The following is a 17,880-nucleotide window of genomic DNA, read 5'->3' as shown; positions in this document are numbered from 1 at the left end:
AAACTAAAATTAACCCTTTGATTAAAATTATGAAAAAAAGACTTACCCTGTTTTTAATGCTACAGTTTTGTTTGATAGTTACTCTCTCTCTCTCGGGCTTTGCTTTAAAAATAGTTCATAACAAAGAAATTGTTACCCAAGACGATTGTCCTAAACCCACGGATATACAAATCAGTGATTTAACTAAGGATAGTGCTAAATTTAATTGGATTGATAGCATAAATTCTCAATGGGAAATTTATGTTAAGCCAAGCGGTGGAAGTATTACAATACCACCTACTGGCAGTGGAGTTATAAGTAATAACAGATCGATCACAATAACTCGTACTAATGGTGTGGGAGCAGTAAATCTACAGCCCGATGTACAATATGAATTTTGGATCCGTTCGGTTTGTGGATTAGATCAAAACAGCGAATGGACAGGACCTCTTATTTTCAAGACATTATGCGACACACAGTCATTACCGTTTTGGGAAGGTTTTAATACCAGTTCTCCTACCTTAAGCTGCTGGACTGTTTTAGATAAAAGCAACAAATCTATGCAGCCATCGTCTACAAGTAAGATTTGGAGAACAACCACTCCTTGGGATACCGCACCATATGAAGGGGATCAATATCTAACCTTTGTAGGAGCTGTGGCAGCAGCACCTTTTAATGACTTTTTAATTTCGCCGACATTTCAGTTTGAAGATACCAAATACTATAGATTAAAATTTCATTTTCTTACAAATACAGTTTCTAAAAATAATTTTGATGTGGTACTATCTCAAAACGGAATAGAAGCCAGTGATTTTACAACCTTGTTGTTGGCAAAAAAAGATCACATGACTTTAGGAGGTAAATGGGAGGAAGAGAAGATTATCATAGGAGGAATTAATGGAGAAGTAAATATAGGCTGGCACATAAAAGGTAATCCCGGATCAGTTACAACACTAAGTTTAGATAATATTTTTTTGGAAGAGATTGCTTGTCCGGAACCTGTTCAATTGGGCGTTAAAGATGAAGATAGTAATAGTGTTATCATTTTATGGGAAGATAATTTTGGAAAAGATTGGGAATATACTGTTCAAAAATCAGGAGGATTACTTCCAGTTGCTGGTATAATCTCAGCCAATAAAGAAATCACCGTTACAAAAGAAAATGATGGTTCAGCATTAGAGCCTAATACTGAATATGAATTTTACGTGCGTACAAATTGTGGAAATGGATTATACGGGGAGTGGTCTGGACCCTTTAAGTTTAGAACAGCTTGCACTGTTCTTAAAGCTCCTTTTTGGGAAGGTTTTAACCCAGATTCAAAAACTTTATATTGCTGGACGATTCTTGATGGAAATCAAGATGCGATTAATCCTATGGGTAATAATATTTGGAAAGCTCATAGTATTGCTTATGAGGGAATAACGGGGATGTGGTTTAATGGTACTGCCAAAGTAGCTGGAGAAGAACATGATGATTGGTTAATTTCTCCAACAATGTTCTTTGAAAAGAATAAAATCTATCGTTTAAAATATCATTATAAAACAGGAGGAGGAGCTTCTTACGATTATGAATTTGAGGTGCTGTTGTCAAAAGCAGGTGTTAATATAGATAAGTTCTCTACTATTATAGTACCTAAGAAAAAGTATAAATATGGAAGTGACTGGATTGAGGAGATTGTATTTGTGTCAGGAATTGATGGAGATATAAATATAGCATGGCATATTACTAGTGCTACTGCTACTCAGTTGTCAATAGATAATGTATTTATTGAAGAGGTAATGGATTGTCCTGAACCTATTAATTTGGGAGTAAAGGATATAAAAAATGATGAAACCACTATTTATTGGCAAGATGACTTTATTGCAACAGGATGGGAGTATTATATACAAAAAACTGGCGGAAAAACACCTGCAACTTCTGGTGTTGTAACAAATAAAAAAGAAAATATTGTATCCAAAGAATTTAATGGTAGTTCTTTGGTTCCTAATACTGACTATGAATTTTATGTACGTACTGATTGTGCAAATGGAAAAAAAAGTATCTGGCAAGGTCCTTTTATATTTACTACGGCTTGTGGTATCTATAACATCCCGTTTGAAGACGGTTTTGAAGAATCGAATAAAACATATAGATGTTGGACAATCGTTGACGGAAATGGGGATTCTACCTCGCCAACCGGCAGCTATATTTGGCGCACTTATACTAGTGGTGTTAGGAATGGAACACAATGTATGTATTTTTATGGTGCAGCAGGCAAAACCAATGATGACTGGTTGATTTCTCCAACATTCAAAATGAGTGCAGATGATTATGTTCTAAAATATTATTATAAGACAAGTGCTATAGCTACCCAAAATAGTTCTTTCGAGATTTTATTGTCTTCTAATGGTACAGATATAGTTGATTTTAATACTACTGTTTTACCGAGTAAAATCTATAAAGAGGCAAACTGGAAAGAAGGAGTAGTGTTTTTTAAAGGTATTCCTGGAGATATCAATTTAGCATGGCATGTTAATGCTGTAAGTTCATGCTATGTTTATCTAGACGATGTTACTTTAAAAAAGGTAGAAAATTGTCCTGAACCCTTTTACGTGACGGTAACTAACTCAACTACCAATAGCATCGACATAGAATGGCAGCAAACAGGTGGAATTGATGACTGGCAAGTGATAGTGGTGAATTATGGTGATGATGAGACTGCTACTCCACTATTAACACAAAACGTAATGGGATCCCCTAAAACAACACTAACGGGATTAAACACAGGAAGTCCTTTTACAATTTACGTTCGAGCAAAATGCTCTGGAAACTCACTAATGAGCGATTGGTCTTCACCAAGACATACATCAACAAAAGTTGGTGGAAATGATGAATGTTCTGGGGCTGTAAATATACCTGTGAATACTACTTTAGAGTGTGTAAAAATAGTTTCAGGAACCCTTAATGGCGCTACAAATTCAGTGAACCCTAAATCTAGTTGTAATAATGGATATGCAGGTAAAACAGACGTTTGGTTTGAGTTTACTGCTATTTCAAATAATCATAAATTAGAAATAATGAACTTAGTCAGTATTTCTGGTAGTTCAATACCAAATTTATATGCTGAAATTTATGATCAACCTTGTGGAAGTATGACTGCTTCTTTAGAGTGTTCTGGAAGTTTTGCACAAAGTGCAAGTAGCTATTGGATGTTGAGAAATCTGGTTCCTGGGAAAAAATACTATGTGCGTTTTGGAAGTTCAACAGCCTTTTCAGATTATTTGTTTAATATTTGTATTACTACGGCTTCAGATGATTTGGCTATTAAAGTGAGTCCTAATAATGAAAAGTATAACGAAGAAGAGTTGGTAAAATCAGTTTTGATTAAATCAGAATGTAATCTAGTAAGTAATGTTCAGTATAAAGTTGGAGATGGTAGTCCTAGTACAAAGAGCATGAATACACTTGGATATTTTAGTAAAGAAAAATCAATATTCCCTTTTGATGAAGGAATAGTGTTGTCAACTAATGAGGTAGAATATGTTTCGGGGCCATTTAGAGGTCAATTTAGTGAGAGAGGAACGAATAATTTTAGGTGGGGAGGTGATGATGATCTGAAAGAAGCTATTAACGAAGCAGGAGGACACCCAATGGCATATTCTCCTAATCCAGTTATGCGCGTTACTCAGCTGGAATTTGATTTTATTCCTGTCAAGGACTCAATACAATTTGAATATTTATTTGCGTCAAACAGCTATGCTTCCAGATGTTCTTACTCATGTAGTAATGCGGCTCTTTTTGCAGTTTGGCTAGTGGATACTAAAACCGGCAGGGGTCAAAATTTAGCAAAGATTGAGGGAACTGAAACAGCGGTTACTGTTAATACCATTAGAGATGCTAAGAAGTCGGGAATCTTATGTGATAGTAGAAATGAAGAATACTATTGGAAACATTATGATAATGAAGTTGATAATCCATTAGATGCACCAATTGATTTCATTGGATTTACTAAGGCTATGAAATCTAGGACAATAGATGTAATTCCTGGGAGGAAATACCACATTAAACTTGCGGTGATGGACTTTTGTCCAGTAGTTGCCCATTCATCTGCGGTATTTTTTAAAGGAGGGAGTTTTGATATTGGTAAATTAGATTTAGGGCCTGACTTATTAATTGATACAAATAATGCAATATGCAAAGGAGAAACTGTTGTTATTAAATCCGGATTTGTATTATCCGAAGAATTAAAAACAGAAATAGAATGGTACAAAGACGGTGTTTTAATTCCCGGCGCCAATGATCCGGACTTAGAAGTCAGTGAAACCGGAGAATATGCAATCAAAGTTAAATTCCCGGAACTGGAATGCGAGTCGTCAGATTCTATTATCGTAGAGGTTTACCCGGCTATTTCTGAGACGGTACATCAGGCGGAAACAATTGTGGTTTGTCAGCAGTCTTTACAGGAAATCGCAGTTAATTTAACTGCTGTAGAAGCCGCTATGTTTGCAGCTGTAGACAGAAGTATATATACAACAGATTATTACAAAACCGCCGAAGATGCCGAAGCGTCAGAAAATGCAATACTCAACGTAGCAAATTATGCCTTGGGCAAAGAACCGCAAGCGCAAATCCTGTATATCCGCGTAGAAAATACCATAACCGGTTGTCACGAGGTATTTGAATTACATATTCAACCTGAAGAAGGCGCGGTTCCGGATCAACTGGAAAACGTGAGCGTTTGTGCAGAATATGTTTTCCCTGCCACAGCAAACAACCAGTATTACTATACCGAACCGGGCGGTCAGAGTACAAGATATCAAGCCGGAGACGTTTTAGTTGAACCGGGCGAACACACGATTTATTTGTTGCAGGTCAATAATAACGAGAATTGTTATGAAGAAATCTCATATAAGGTGAGCATTACAGCTCCTGTAACGGCAGATATCTTTGAAGATCGAACGCTGAGTTGCGAGTATTACGAACTGGCACCACTTTCTGAACACAACAGTTACTACACTGAGCCAGAAAGACAGGGCACAGAGCTATACGAAGGTATGCAGATTCTTCATAAACAGACCGTTTATGTTTATGCGAGTTCAGACAACGGTTTGTGTACAGATGAAAGTAGTTTTACGATTGATTATGAAGACTGCCCGATTCCACGGGGAATCTCTCCAAACGACGACGGTTTAAATGATGTCTTTGATTTAACGCCTCATGGAGTAGAAAGCATTAAGATTTATAATCGTTGGGGAACTGAGGTTTACGCTCACGGAGAAGGTTATACAACGCAGTGGCATGGACAGAGCAAAGATGGTAAACAGTTACCGTATGGAACGTATTATTACGTGATCCGAGCCCATGGAAAAATTCGTACCGGATGGGTGCAAATAAATAAGTAGTTTTTTTGGTTAGATTTGGTTATCCCCGGACAAGTATTTTGTAATTTATGGCTTGCCGGGGATTAACTTTTTACGATTTAAAATGTTAATGGAAATATCTATCTATTAAATCTTTCATTAAAACATTTAACAAGCTTATTTATGATATAAAAGTTTTATGAAAATTAAAAATAAGTTGATAAATTTATGGTTTTGGCTATTTCTTTACTGTTTTTATGTATAATCTAAACTAATATATTTGAGTGTGTATTTATTGAGAATATAATTAATTAATAAAAAATTTTAGATGTTTTTTTTTGTTGTTTGAGGAAAAATTATTTGTTTTTTTGTAAGTATTGTAATTATGGTAAATGTTAATTAACATAATTTTTATTGTCTAATTTTTCTTAATGTCTATGTTTGTTATAGAGTATTAAAATTTCTTATTCTTTCACATTCTCTTTTCCTTTTAAAAAAATTTTCAATATAAATAAGCGGAGTGAGTTGTTGAAAAGTAGAAATTTTTATTTTTAACTAACACCTCATAAACATGAAAAAAAAACTACTAATTTTTACTGTTTTCTTGGTTTTTATTGTTTTTGGACAGTATGTGTTGGCTGGATTTAATAAAAGCTTTTTGCTTTTAGATAACTTAATCCTACCCAACTCTATGTCTTTAGAACCAGGAGAAAAGGACTCTAAGCAAGAGCCTGATTTAAAATTATCTGATGATAATTTTGATAAACAAAATTCAAAAAATAATTTTTCTTCATCTACTTCTACGTGTAGTACGCAAGCTATACCCTTTGTAGAAGGTTTTAACACTACCTCATCTACCTTTAGTTGTTGGACTATAGTGGATGGAAATGGAGATGGTTCTACATGGAAAACCACTACTTCATCCTATAGCGGTGATCAGGCAATGTATTTTTCTAGTGGAATGCAAAAGATTGGAGCTCCCACACCTAAGAATGATGAATGGCTGATAACCCCGTCAATTCAGATGGATTCAACAAAAATATATGAATTGACCTATTACTATAGGACAGCTGGAGGAGGGTTATTCGGTACAGGTTCGGGTAGAGGAGATTATGGAGTCTATCTATCTACCGAAGGAGCTGATGTAACTAAGTTTACTGATGTGCTTTCTCCTCTCAAAACTATAAAGAACACTACTTATGTTGAAGATGTAATATATATTTCCGGAAAGCAAGGAGTAGTAAATATAGGTTGGAACATCAAATATACAGGAAGCACAGATTTATATATAGATGAAGTTGCTATTAGAGCAATAGATTGCCCTAACCTTAGTGAACAACGAATTAAAAATATAAAAAGCGATAAAGTTACTATTTATTGGGAAGATGACTTTAATGATGAGTGGGAGTATATTGTTCAAGCAAAAGGAGAAGGTTTTCCTACAGCGGCTGGAATTAAAGTTAATGCGAATGAAATTGAAATAGATAAAGATAGCAAAGGAAATTCACTTTTACCTAGTACAGATTACGAGTATTATGTTAGATCAAGTTGCAAAAATAATAAATATGGCGATTGGACAGGACCTTTTCTTTTTGTTACCCTTTGTAAAAGTGTTTTTACAATTCCATTTTCAGAAGGGTTTGATAGCACTTCACTTACTTTGGATTGTTGGACAGTTATTGACGGAAATAATGATGATAAGTATTGGTTGCCTGATTCTTCTGCATTTTCGGGAGATCAAGCAATGTTATTGAGTGCCGGAAGTACTAAAAAGCATGATGATTGGTTAACTTCTCCTCTTATTGAATTTGACTCAACAAAAATATATAAACTCTCTTTTTATTATAAAACAAAACCAAGTAGCTTCTTAACAAGCTTTAGAGGTCAGTTTGAGGTAGTAATTTCAGACGGAGCAATGGCTTCAGATAAAGAAATTATAGTACCGGCGAAAACAATTACTAATAGCGCATATAAAGAGGAAATTGTTTTTATAAGTGGAATAGGTGGTGTGAAGAACCTATCGTGGCACGTTACGCATGATGCAGCAGTGGATATATATATAGACCATTTGTCTTTGGAAGAGATGGAATGTATGAAACCTTCAAGCTTAGGGGGAAAAGATATTGGTGGTGATAAGTTTACTATCTATTGGGAAGATGAATTGAATGACTCTTGGGAATTTTATGTACAAGATTCAGGCGAAGGAGAACCTTCGGGGGCTGGTACGTCAACTTCTGCTAATGAAGTAATTATTAATAAGGATTTTTCAGGAGATAATATTAGTGAAAATAAAGAATATGAATTTTATGTTAGAGCTGTTTGCTTAAATGGTAAGTTCAGTGACTGGTCTGGACCTTTTAAAATTAGAACAACCTGTAAATCTGTTAATTTACCATTTAAAGAAGATTTTGAGGAAAAGTCTTTAACAGTAGATTGCTGGGCAATTGTTAATAAAGACGGGGATGGGGTTAAATGGACGTTATCTAAAACTACGCCTTATGAAGGAACATATTCTATGAGATATTATAAAGGAGGAGGAATTATTATCGGTCCTGTAATTCCTGGTCCTGTAATTCCTGGTCCTGTAATTCCTGGTCCTGTAATTCCTGGTCCTGTAATTCCTAGACCACCTAAATTACCTTTAGCAACTAAAGCGAATAATAGTTTATCACCTTTACCAGTGGTCGGTTCAACAACTAGAGATTACTTAATTTCGCCTACCATAGAGATGGATTCAACGGCAATATATCAATTGACATATTATTACAAAACAAGTAGCTCTACTAGTAATGAGTTTGAAGTACTATTGTCTAAAAAAGGCACACAAGCGAGTGATTTTGAAACTGTATTAGTTCCAAATGAAATATATAAAAATGCCGAATACCTTAAAAAAGTAGTATATATTAAAAACACCGGAGGATCTGTAAATATAGCATGGCATGTAACATCGAGTGCAAATATGACTGTTAATATCGACTTAGTAAGTATTGAAAAAGTTGATTGTATGGGGGTAGTAGATGTAAACATCGATCAAGTGGAGCATGATAAAGCTGTTTTCTCTTGGGAGGATGATTACAACACTCAATGGGAATATTACCTGCAAAAGAAAGGAGGGGTTTCACCTGTAGGAGGCGGTACGTTATCTAACTCTAAAACTATTACGGTGACTAGAGAAAGTATATCGGGAAGTCCTTCATTACAAGCAAATACTGAGTATGAAATATATGTAAGATCAAGTTGTGGGAGTGGAAAAATGAGTGCTTGGATAGGACCTGTTTCTTTTAAAACCTTGTGTGGGGTATATAGTGTTCCTTTTTCAGAAGGATTTAATAAAGGTTCAGGGGGTATAGAGGGCTCAGAAAGTATAGATTGTTGGACTATTATTGATGCCAATAATGATTCCCAAGGAGGAGAAACAGGAGATAATATTTGGAAACCTTATGAGTTTTTATTTTATGAAGGAAATCAAAGTATGAGACACTACGGTTATACCAGTAGTACCTCTAAGAGACCTCATGATGATTGGTTGATATCTCCTAAAATAAAATTAGAAAAAGCGAAAACATACAGGCTAAAATATCAATATCAAACTAATAGTTCATATAGTTCTGACTTTGAAGTTCTGATATCGGATTCAGGAATAGATATTACATCTTTTACAAAAACATTAATTTCAAAAAAAGGATCTTCTGATTCAAATTGGAAGGAAGAAGTGATAATTCTTAATGGTTATGACGGTGTTGTAAATATTGCCTGGCATGTTACATCTTCTAATGTGACTACTATGCTTCTTATTGATGATATAACTATCGAAGAAGTAAAAGGCTGTCCGGAGCCTTTTGATTTAGGTGTTGAAGATATTGAAGCGGACAAGGCTACATTAAAATGGACAGATGAAATAGGCAGTGAATGGGAATACGTAGTTCAGAAGGCTAGAGGAATAGCTCCTGTATCGGGAACCAGTTCAACTCAGAATAGCATTGTTATAGATAAAGACAAGAATGGAAATACACTAAGCCCAAATACGGAGTATGAGTTTTATGTTAGAACAAAATGTAGTAATACGGATTTTAGTAGTTGGTCAGGACCCTATGTATTTAGAACCGGATGCGGCGTTGTAGACTTGCCTTTTTGGGAAGGATTTAATAAGGCTTCAACGACATTATCTTGTTGGTCTGTGGTAGATAGAAATAAAGATGCAATTTTAACAATGTCTACCGATAGATGGAATTACAGAACTAATAAGTATGAAGGAGACCAATCGATGAGTTTTTATGGTTCTAGCAATAAAACACATGATGACTGGTTGATTTCTCCACTATTTAATTTTGATAAAAATAAAATTTATAGATTAAAATATCATTATAGTACAGATAATAACCTTAGTCATACCAATGAATTTGAAGTTTTATTATCCGATTCGGGATTAGATACCGATCAATTTACAAAAGTAATCATACCAAACAGAAGATATAGTAATTCGTCTGTATGGATAGAAGAACACGTGTTTATTGATAATGTAAAAGGAGAGTCAGCTCTTGCCTGGCATGTAACATCACCAGGGGGTACATATATTTATATAGATAATGTTTTTATAGAAGAGGTTGAAGGATGTCCGGAACCTTTAAAGCTTTCAGTTGATAATATTGAGGCAAATCAAGTGGATATCTCTTGGGAAGATGATATGGGAGGTAGTTCTTGGGAATATTATATCCAAAGAAAAGATGAAGGGCTTCCTAAAACCAATGGAACTGTTACTACAAAAAAAGAGAATACGGTGGATGTAGATGCTTTTGGTAGTGGCTTGGATTCCAATACAGACTATGAGTTTTATGTACGTACAGTTTGTGGAAATGGAGAGTATAGTGTATGGAATGGACCATATTATTTTGTTACTCTTTGTGAAGTATACTCAACTCCGTTTTTTGAAGGATTTAATACAGATATTCCTTCAATAAGATGTTGGACAATTATGGATCAATCTGGTGGTATAATTCCTGAAGGATCTACTTGGAAAACAACTTCAACAAAATATGAAGGTGATCAGGCAATCTATTATCAATATTCTTCCGACACATCTAAAAATCTTGATGATTGGCTAATATCGCCGGAAATTACCTTTGATGGAGGTATGTATATACTTAAATATCATTATCGTACCAATGAAGTGACTAATGCTAAAAATCAATTTGAAGTATTACTTTCTAAAGATGGAATTGGAAATGATAAATTTACTTCTGTAATTGTTCCTTTACAAAATAAATACACCAATCAGTATACTGAACAAGTGTCATTTATAAATGGAATAAAAGGAGATGTTAATTTAGCGTGGCATATTAATGCTAAATCGTCTATACGAACAAACTTGTATATAGATAATATTATTGTGAAGAAGATCGAAACTTGTCCTGAACCATATTATGTTAAAAGAACAGGTGAAACTTCTACGACTATTGATATAGAATGGCAACAAGAAGGAGGTGTGGTTGAGTGGGAAGTACTTGTAGTAAATTATGGAGATGATGAAAATGGTTTACCAATACAAAAACAAAGTGTTAAAGGACTGCCACAAGCAACTATTTCCGGACTTATAGGAGGACAAGTATATACAATATATGTTAGAGCTAAATGTGTAGATGGTAGTACTGTAAGTGACTGGAGCACACCTATTAATACTGTTACCAAAGTTACGGGAGGATATGATGATTGTACAGGAGCAAAAGTTATTCCGGTAAACAACTCTTTAGAATGTATCAAAACTGTAAGTGGAACTTTGCTCGGAGCAACAGAATCCAGTATTCCGGCTCCAAATTGTGCAAGTAACTTGAAAAATGATGTATGGTTTGAATTTACAGCAACTTCTGAAACGCATCTTTTTAGTATAAAAGAAGTAAAAGCACTTCAAACAACTTCTTTAACACCACTTCTTTATGGAGCAATTTACGTGCAGGATTGTGCCAAGATGACAGCATCACCTATAGGATGTTTTAGTGTAGGTGAGGAAGGTGATGATATTTTAATGACGGGAATGTCTCCTGGACAGAAAATATTTGTGAGACTGGGTAATTATGTTCGTGCGGATGATAAAGGTAAATTAGAAGAAGATCAACCAGATTTTATTTTTACAATTTGTATTACTACATCAGAGTATGGACCAGTAGAAGTAAGTCCTAGTGGAGAAAAATATTCTGTAGAAGAGTTAGTTAAAGATGTATTGATTGGTTCAGATTGTGATTTAGTTGAGAACGTTAGATATCAGGTAGGAGATGGAAATAATAGTATAAATGCATTGGGGTATTTTAATAAAAGTAATTCTATGTTTCCATTTGAAGAAGGAATTGTTTTAGCAACAGGAGATGTTAAACATATTCCGGGACCTTATACCTATAAGAGTATTAACGATCAAAGAGATAAAATTCCTACGTGGACAGGTGATCCGGATTTAAATAAAGTAATTGACGATCTTGGTGGAAGCGGTTTTGGAAGTAATAAGCATGTTGCTGTATTAGAGTTTGATTTTACACCTATAACGGATTCTATTAAATTTGAATACTTATTTGCATCTCAAAGTTATCATATAAGTTGCACTACTTCAGGATGTAGTGAAGGAGGAGCACTGTTTGCGGCTTGGTTAACCGATCTTGAAACAGGAGAAGGACAGAATTTGGCTTTAGTTCCGGGAACAAATCAGCCAATTGCTCTATCGACAATCCGAGATACACAAAAATCAGGACATTCTTGTGAAAGTAGAAATAAAGAATTCTATTGGAAACATTATGATAGAGGTTTTGACAATATTTTAGATGCGCCTATTAATTTTGTAGGATTGACCTTACCACTAAGTTCAGAAATGGTGAAGGTTAAGTCTTGCCATAAGTATAGAATTAAATTGGCAATCGCTGATTTTTGTTCTAGTTCAGGTCATACCTCTGCAGTGTTTTTCAATGCGCGAAGCTTTGATTTAGGAAATATTGATTTAGGAGAAGACTTATTGGTAGAGACTAATAATGCATTATGTGATCAGGAAGTATATACGATTAAATCGGGTGTAAAAACTGATCAGTGTGGCAATACAGAATTTCAATGGTATAAAGATGGAAATATTATAGACGGAGCTACTAATCCTGATTTAGAAGTACATGAAACAGGAGATTATGAATTGGTTGTTAGATATCCTGAAATTAAATGCGAGTTTAAAGGCAATATAAGAATCGAAATATATCCTGCTATTTCAAAAGTAGTTCACAAACCTGCAGCGTTTGAAACTTGTAGATTTTCATTGTTCGATAGAATTGTAGATTTATCCCTTGTAGAGGCTGAAATGTTTGCTGATGTTAACAAAGAAGATTATACAATAGCTTATTATTTAACGGAAGAAGAGGCTTTAGAAGGAGGAGAAAATACTATTGATGAAACCTCCTATAGGGTAGAAGGGACAAATAATGTTAATCTTTACATTCGTGTAGAGGATACTCGTACAGGCTGTCATGAGATATTTGTTCTGCATATCCAGGTAGAGCAGGGAGTTACTCCTTCTAAACCTGAAAACGTTGCAGTATGTGCAGAATATATATTCCCTAAAGTTGATGGAAATCAGTATTATTATACAGAATCTGGAGGAAATGGCAAAAAGTATAAAGCCGGAGACATTTTGGCTGAGTCGGGTGAACATATAATTTATTTGCTACAACTAAATAGTGAAGATGGTTGTTATGAAGAAACTTCATATAGGGTTGATATAACAGCACCTGTATTTGCTGATGTGTTCGAAAATACAACGCTGAGCTGTGAGTACTATGAATTAAAACCGCTTTCACAGTACAATAGCTATCATACTGAACCACAAAGAGGAGGTATAGAATTATATGAAGGTATGACAATTGTCGAAAAACAGACAATTTATGTTTATGCTAGTTCAAAGGATAGTTTGTGTATTGATGAGAGTAGTTTTACTATAAATTATGATGATTGTCCTATTCCGAGAGGAATTTCACCTAACAATGACGGATTAAACGACGTATTTGACCTTACTCCTCATGGAGTGGAAAATATAAAGATTTACAACCGTTGGGGAACTGAAGTTTATTCTTATGATGGAAGCTATACTACTCAGTGGCATGGTCAGGGCAAAAACGGAAAACAGCTTCCTGACGGAACGTATTACTATGTGATTATTGCACATGGAAAAACCCGAACAGGATGGGTGCAGATAAATAAATAACTTATCTTTTTTTAAATATAATTGAGTTAAAAAGGGGCTGTCTTACAACTGAAGACAGCCCCTTATTTAATATAAATTTTTATTAAGTATAAAATGACTACGATGAATTCTTTATATATAGTAAAGAAATTCTGTTTATTACATGTATGCTGGAAAATATGGAAACTTTGAAGAGCTACCTTTTATTAGAAGTTCTAGAAATATATTTTAGTCGTATAAGTGTAAATTTGAGTATATGGGCAGATCTGAAAAAAAAATGATTTTTATTAGAAAGATGTCAAAACTGCTTCAAGAAAAATACTCCCTTTATATATTGTGATTTTTATAAAAAATAATCTAAATTGTAGGCTGTAGGAAGTTTCGAAACTTTAAAAATATAGTTCTTTATATCTAGCTTATTGAATTCTTATTCTTAGCAAAAGAGATCAATAATAGGAATTTATAGTCTAATGCTATATCCAACAATGCTAAATAACCTTTTAATTGATTTTAAAGAAATTTCTATTGTTTCATGTATAAGTTTTCCATCGTTATATCTTTCTAGGTTGGTGCTATAACCTAAAATATGATCTGTTTTATCTGATTTTTGTATCTTTTTAATAATTCTGTATTCAGAAGTTTCTATACAATAATTATTGCCCCATACAATTAAATCTTTATCTAAAACTTCTTTTAAAATAATAATACTTCCTTTAGGAAATTCTAACATATTTTGATGATTGTATTGAAGGGCGGAGGTAGCTTCTGGAAAATGAATTTGAGTATTAATATAAAGCTGATCAGAGGAAAATTTTTTTGTGTCTGGTTGGTTAGAATCGATATTTCCGAGTAAAGGTATTAAGAATTGATCAGAACTAGCTGACTGAAATTGAAATTCAAAATTTGTATAATCTCTTAAAAAACTTCCTTTGCCTGTTAAAAGCCATTCTGGATTTAAATCAACAAAAGATGTTATTATTGCGTTTAAAACATCAAAGCTAGGTTTGCTTTGCCTTCCTGATATAATATTGTTTATAACCTGAGGAGCAAAACCTATGCGTTCTGCGAATTTTTTTTGACTTCCATTACATATATTGTCAATAATATAGAGTATTCTTTTGTTAATATTTAGAAAATTAGACATCATTTGTTGATTATAACATCATTTGTTTATATATTGTGCCATAGAAATATAGTGCTGGATAAATTGAAACAATTTAAACAATGGACAAAAATAGAAAAAAAGCAGCGTATAAAACTTATAACCCCGCAATTATTAGGAAATTAATTGAAAAGTATGGATTTACTCCACAGTTTATTGGGCAATCATTAAGAGGTGAGAGAACTAGTGAAGCTTCACTCCGCATTTGTGAGGATTATAAAATGATGGAGAGAAAAATCAATACTACTTTGAAAGATCTTTAATTGTAGAGTAAAGTTGTTTTTATAATATCAAGTATAGTTGACAAAAATAGAAAAGTTTAAAGTTAAATATCCTGCTTATTGAGACTAGTTCAATTTATGGAGCTATAAGTGACGATAATATCAAAAAGAGCAGCTTTGATTCCTGTAATGTTTCTTGATGATTAAAAAGTAGGATAGGATTGAATAGATTATAACAGTAAAGAAGGAGCTATGAAAATAAAGGAGAGTATCTTGAAATTAATAACAATAATTAAACTTTTCATATTTATAAATGTTGCTCAAAAAAATGATTAATAATAAAAAACAATAAATTATGAAAAAAAAATATGTTTTATGGTTTACTTTGTTGCTGCTTAGTTCTATTATTATGCAGGCAACTTCTAAAAGAAATCGGGATTTGAGTTCTCATCTTTCAGATTTATGCTTATTGTCATGTTGTAGATTTGAAAGCACTATGCTATTTGCTGATTATATTGAAGAATATAAAATGGAAATACGTGATATAGTTACTGATGATAATACACAATGTACTCCTTTTGTTATTCCTTTTTGGGAGGGTTTTAATACGGATTCAAAAACGTTAGATTGTTGGACAATATATACTAATCCTAATGGGGGAATTCCAACTGCTACAAGTAATATATGGCATACGTATGATACATCATTTAGCGAGGGAGATCAAAGCATACGTTTTTCGTCACTTTCTAATTATGCTCCTCATGATGACTGGTTGATATCGCCCGTAATCACGCTAGATTCAACTAAAGTTTATAAACTGACTTATGATTATAAAACATCGGCATTTTCTGTTGGTAATGAGTTCAAAGTACTATTATCCAAAGGAGGAATTGCTAAAAGTGATTTCTCAACAACACTTCTTAACAAGAAAGGACATAGTAGTACTACTTGGGAAACAGAGGCGTTATTTATAAAAGGAATTTCAGGGAATATTAATCTTGCTTGGCAGGTAACTACTCCTTTATCTTCAACAGTATTATATTTAGACAATGTTAGAATTGTTATAGCAAATTGTATGGAGGGGGTAAATTTAGATGTAAAAGATATTGAGTCTAACAAGGCTACTATTTTATGGGAGGATGATTTGAATACGAGTTGGGAATATGTTGTTCAGGAAGCAGATGGAGGATATCCAAATAATGTAGGTATATCTACAACAACTAATGAGGTAACAGTAATTAAAACAAATAGCGGAGCTAATTTAAACCCTAATAAAGAATATGAATTTTATGTTCGTGCCAAGTGTATAGATGGAACATTTGGCGATTGGATAGGTCCTTTTGTTTTTAAAACAGAGTGTTCAGCAGTTAATTTGCCGTTTATAGAAACTTTTGAAACCAATTCTACTACGTTGGATTGCTGGACTATTATAGATGTCCATGGTGATTCAGAAGGTACTACAACAATATTAAATACATGGGGACTTTACAGTAGTTCTGCACATGCATATGGGGGAACTTACAGCCAGCGCTTTTATGGAGGGCTTAATAAAACATACGATGATTGGTTGATATCACCCGTAATTCAGATGAAAAATACAGATATTTACCAACTGACTTATTATTACAGAACCAATGAATCTTATGAGAATAATTTTGAGGTAAAGTTGTCAACTAAAGGAACAGATCCAAGTCAGTTTACAACTACTTTACTAGCATCGAAAGCTTATAAGAATGAAAACTATGAAAAAAAGATATTATACATTACTGGGGTAGATGGAGATGCCAACATAGGATGGCATGTAATGTCAGGTAATAGTAATCGCACTTATGTATATCTTGATGATATTAAGCTTGAAAAAATTGATTGTATCGGTCCGGAAGACGATATAACAATTAGGGATCTGGAGATTGACAAGGCTAAGTTTAACTGGACGGATACCGAAAATTCTCAGTGGGAGACCTATGTTCAGGCGGCAGGAAGCGGAAAACCCACGGGCAGCGGTACTTTAGTGACCAGTAAACCAGTAACCGCAACACGAACTAATGGCACAGGCAGCGGAAATTTAGAGCCTGATACAGAGTATGAGTTTTGGGTTCGCTCTACTTGCGGATCGGGAAAAAACAGTGGCTGGGTAGGACCATTTGCATTTAAAACTCCATGTGATGTGCAGCCTCTACCTTTTTGGGAAGGGTTTAATAAAACTTCCACAACATTGAGTTGTTGGATTATAGTAGACAATAATAAGGATGTGATTAATAATGGAGATAATATTTGGAAAATATTTGATTATGATGTATATGAAGGTGATCAAATGATGTATTTTTATGGATATCAAAATGATATGTCAAAAAGTCCACACGATGACTGGTTGATATCTCCTGTTTTTAAATTAAATGCTGCTAAATATTACAGACTGAAATACCACTATAAAACGGATATTAGTTATAAGACCGATTTTGAAGTTTTGCTTTCCAATAATGGAACGAATCTTTCTGAATTTAAAAAAGTATTATTGGCAAAAGCTGGATATAGTAATCCTAGTTGGGATGAACAAAAAATCATTATAGGAGGAGAAAGCGGAGATATCAATATTGGATGGCATGTGACTACTCCTGATACAGGAACTTATTTATATATAGACAATGTCTTTTTTGAAGAAATAGACTGTCCTGAACCGGTTGAGCTTGGCAGTAAAGATGAAAAGGAAAATAAAGCAACTATTTATTGGCAGGATGACTTTGGTTCTGACTGGGAATATGTTGTGCAGAAAGCGGGCGGACCTATACCAATTTCTGTTACTAAAACAACAACAGCTAAAAATAAAGAAGTTGTTGTAACTAAAGACAAGAATGGAGACAATTTAAAGCATAATACGGTGTACGAGTTTTACGTTCGTACTGGTTGTGGAAACGGAAAATACGGAGAGTGGTCCGGACCTTATATATTTAAAACAGCTTGCGGAGTGTTTACTACACC

At 34.0% G+C, this 17,880-nt stretch carries 5 protein-coding genes; 4 read left to right on the top strand and 1 reads right to left on the bottom strand.

The window, feature by feature from the left end; translation table 11 throughout:
• Nucleotides 1-29: 29 nt before the first annotated feature.
• Together C8P70_RS02325 and C8P70_RS02320 are read left to right on the top strand one after the other, a co-directional pair.
• A complete protein-coding gene (locus C8P70_RS02325; RefSeq protein WP_133711746.1) occupies nucleotides 30-5,360 on the top strand; it encodes a choice-of-anchor J domain-containing protein in 5,331 nt (1,776 codons plus the stop codon).
• Between the two features lie 529 nt (nucleotides 5,361-5,889).
• Nucleotides 5,890-13,539, top strand: a complete 7,650-nt coding sequence (locus C8P70_RS02320; protein WP_133711745.1) for a choice-of-anchor J domain-containing protein — start codon at nucleotides 5,890-5,892, stop codon at nucleotides 13,537-13,539.
• 439 nt (nucleotides 13,540-13,978) lie between these two features.
• Here the strand turns inward: C8P70_RS02320 and C8P70_RS02315 are convergent, their stop codons facing one another.
• Nucleotides 13,979-14,665: a helix-turn-helix domain-containing protein gene (locus tag C8P70_RS02315; RefSeq protein ID WP_133711744.1), complete on the bottom strand. Its 687-nt coding sequence runs from the start codon at nucleotides 14,663-14,665 to the stop codon at nucleotides 13,979-13,981.
• A 77-nt stretch (nucleotides 14,666-14,742) separates the two neighbouring features.
• Between C8P70_RS02315 and C8P70_RS02310 the strand changes: the two genes are divergently transcribed.
• Together C8P70_RS02310 and C8P70_RS02305 are read left to right on the top strand one after the other, a co-directional pair.
• Nucleotides 14,743-14,943, top strand: coding sequence for a hypothetical protein (locus C8P70_RS02310; protein ID WP_133711743.1), 201 nt, complete (start codon nucleotides 14,743-14,745; stop codon nucleotides 14,941-14,943).
• A gap of 313 nt (nucleotides 14,944-15,256) precedes the next feature.
• The coding region (locus C8P70_RS02305; RefSeq protein ID WP_133711742.1) for a choice-of-anchor J domain-containing protein at nucleotides 15,257-17,880 on the top strand (2,624 nt) is incomplete at its 3' end.

This window comes from Myroides indicus, from assembly GCF_004364575.1.
In the GTDB taxonomy this organism is placed as follows: Bacteria; Bacteroidota; Bacteroidia; order Flavobacteriales; family Flavobacteriaceae; genus Flavobacterium; species Flavobacterium indicum_A.
This window is presented reverse-complemented; position numbering and strand designations above follow the sequence as displayed.

Bases quoted from the DNA above. Each gene is read 5' to 3' on its own strand.
- C8P70_RS02320 (WP_133711745.1), top strand. From the start codon at position 5,890: ATGAAAAAAAAACTACTAATTTTTACTGTTTTCTTGGTTTTTATTGTT.
- C8P70_RS02325 (WP_133711746.1), top strand. From the start codon at position 30: ATGAAAAAAAGACTTACCCTGTTTTTAATGCTACAGTTTTGTTTGATA.
- C8P70_RS02310 (WP_133711743.1), top strand. From the start codon at position 14,743: ATGGACAAAAATAGAAAAAAAGCAGCGTATAAAACTTATAACCCCGCA.
- C8P70_RS02315 (WP_133711744.1), bottom strand. From the start codon at position 14,665: ATGATGTCTAATTTTCTAAATATTAACAAAAGAATACTCTATATTATT.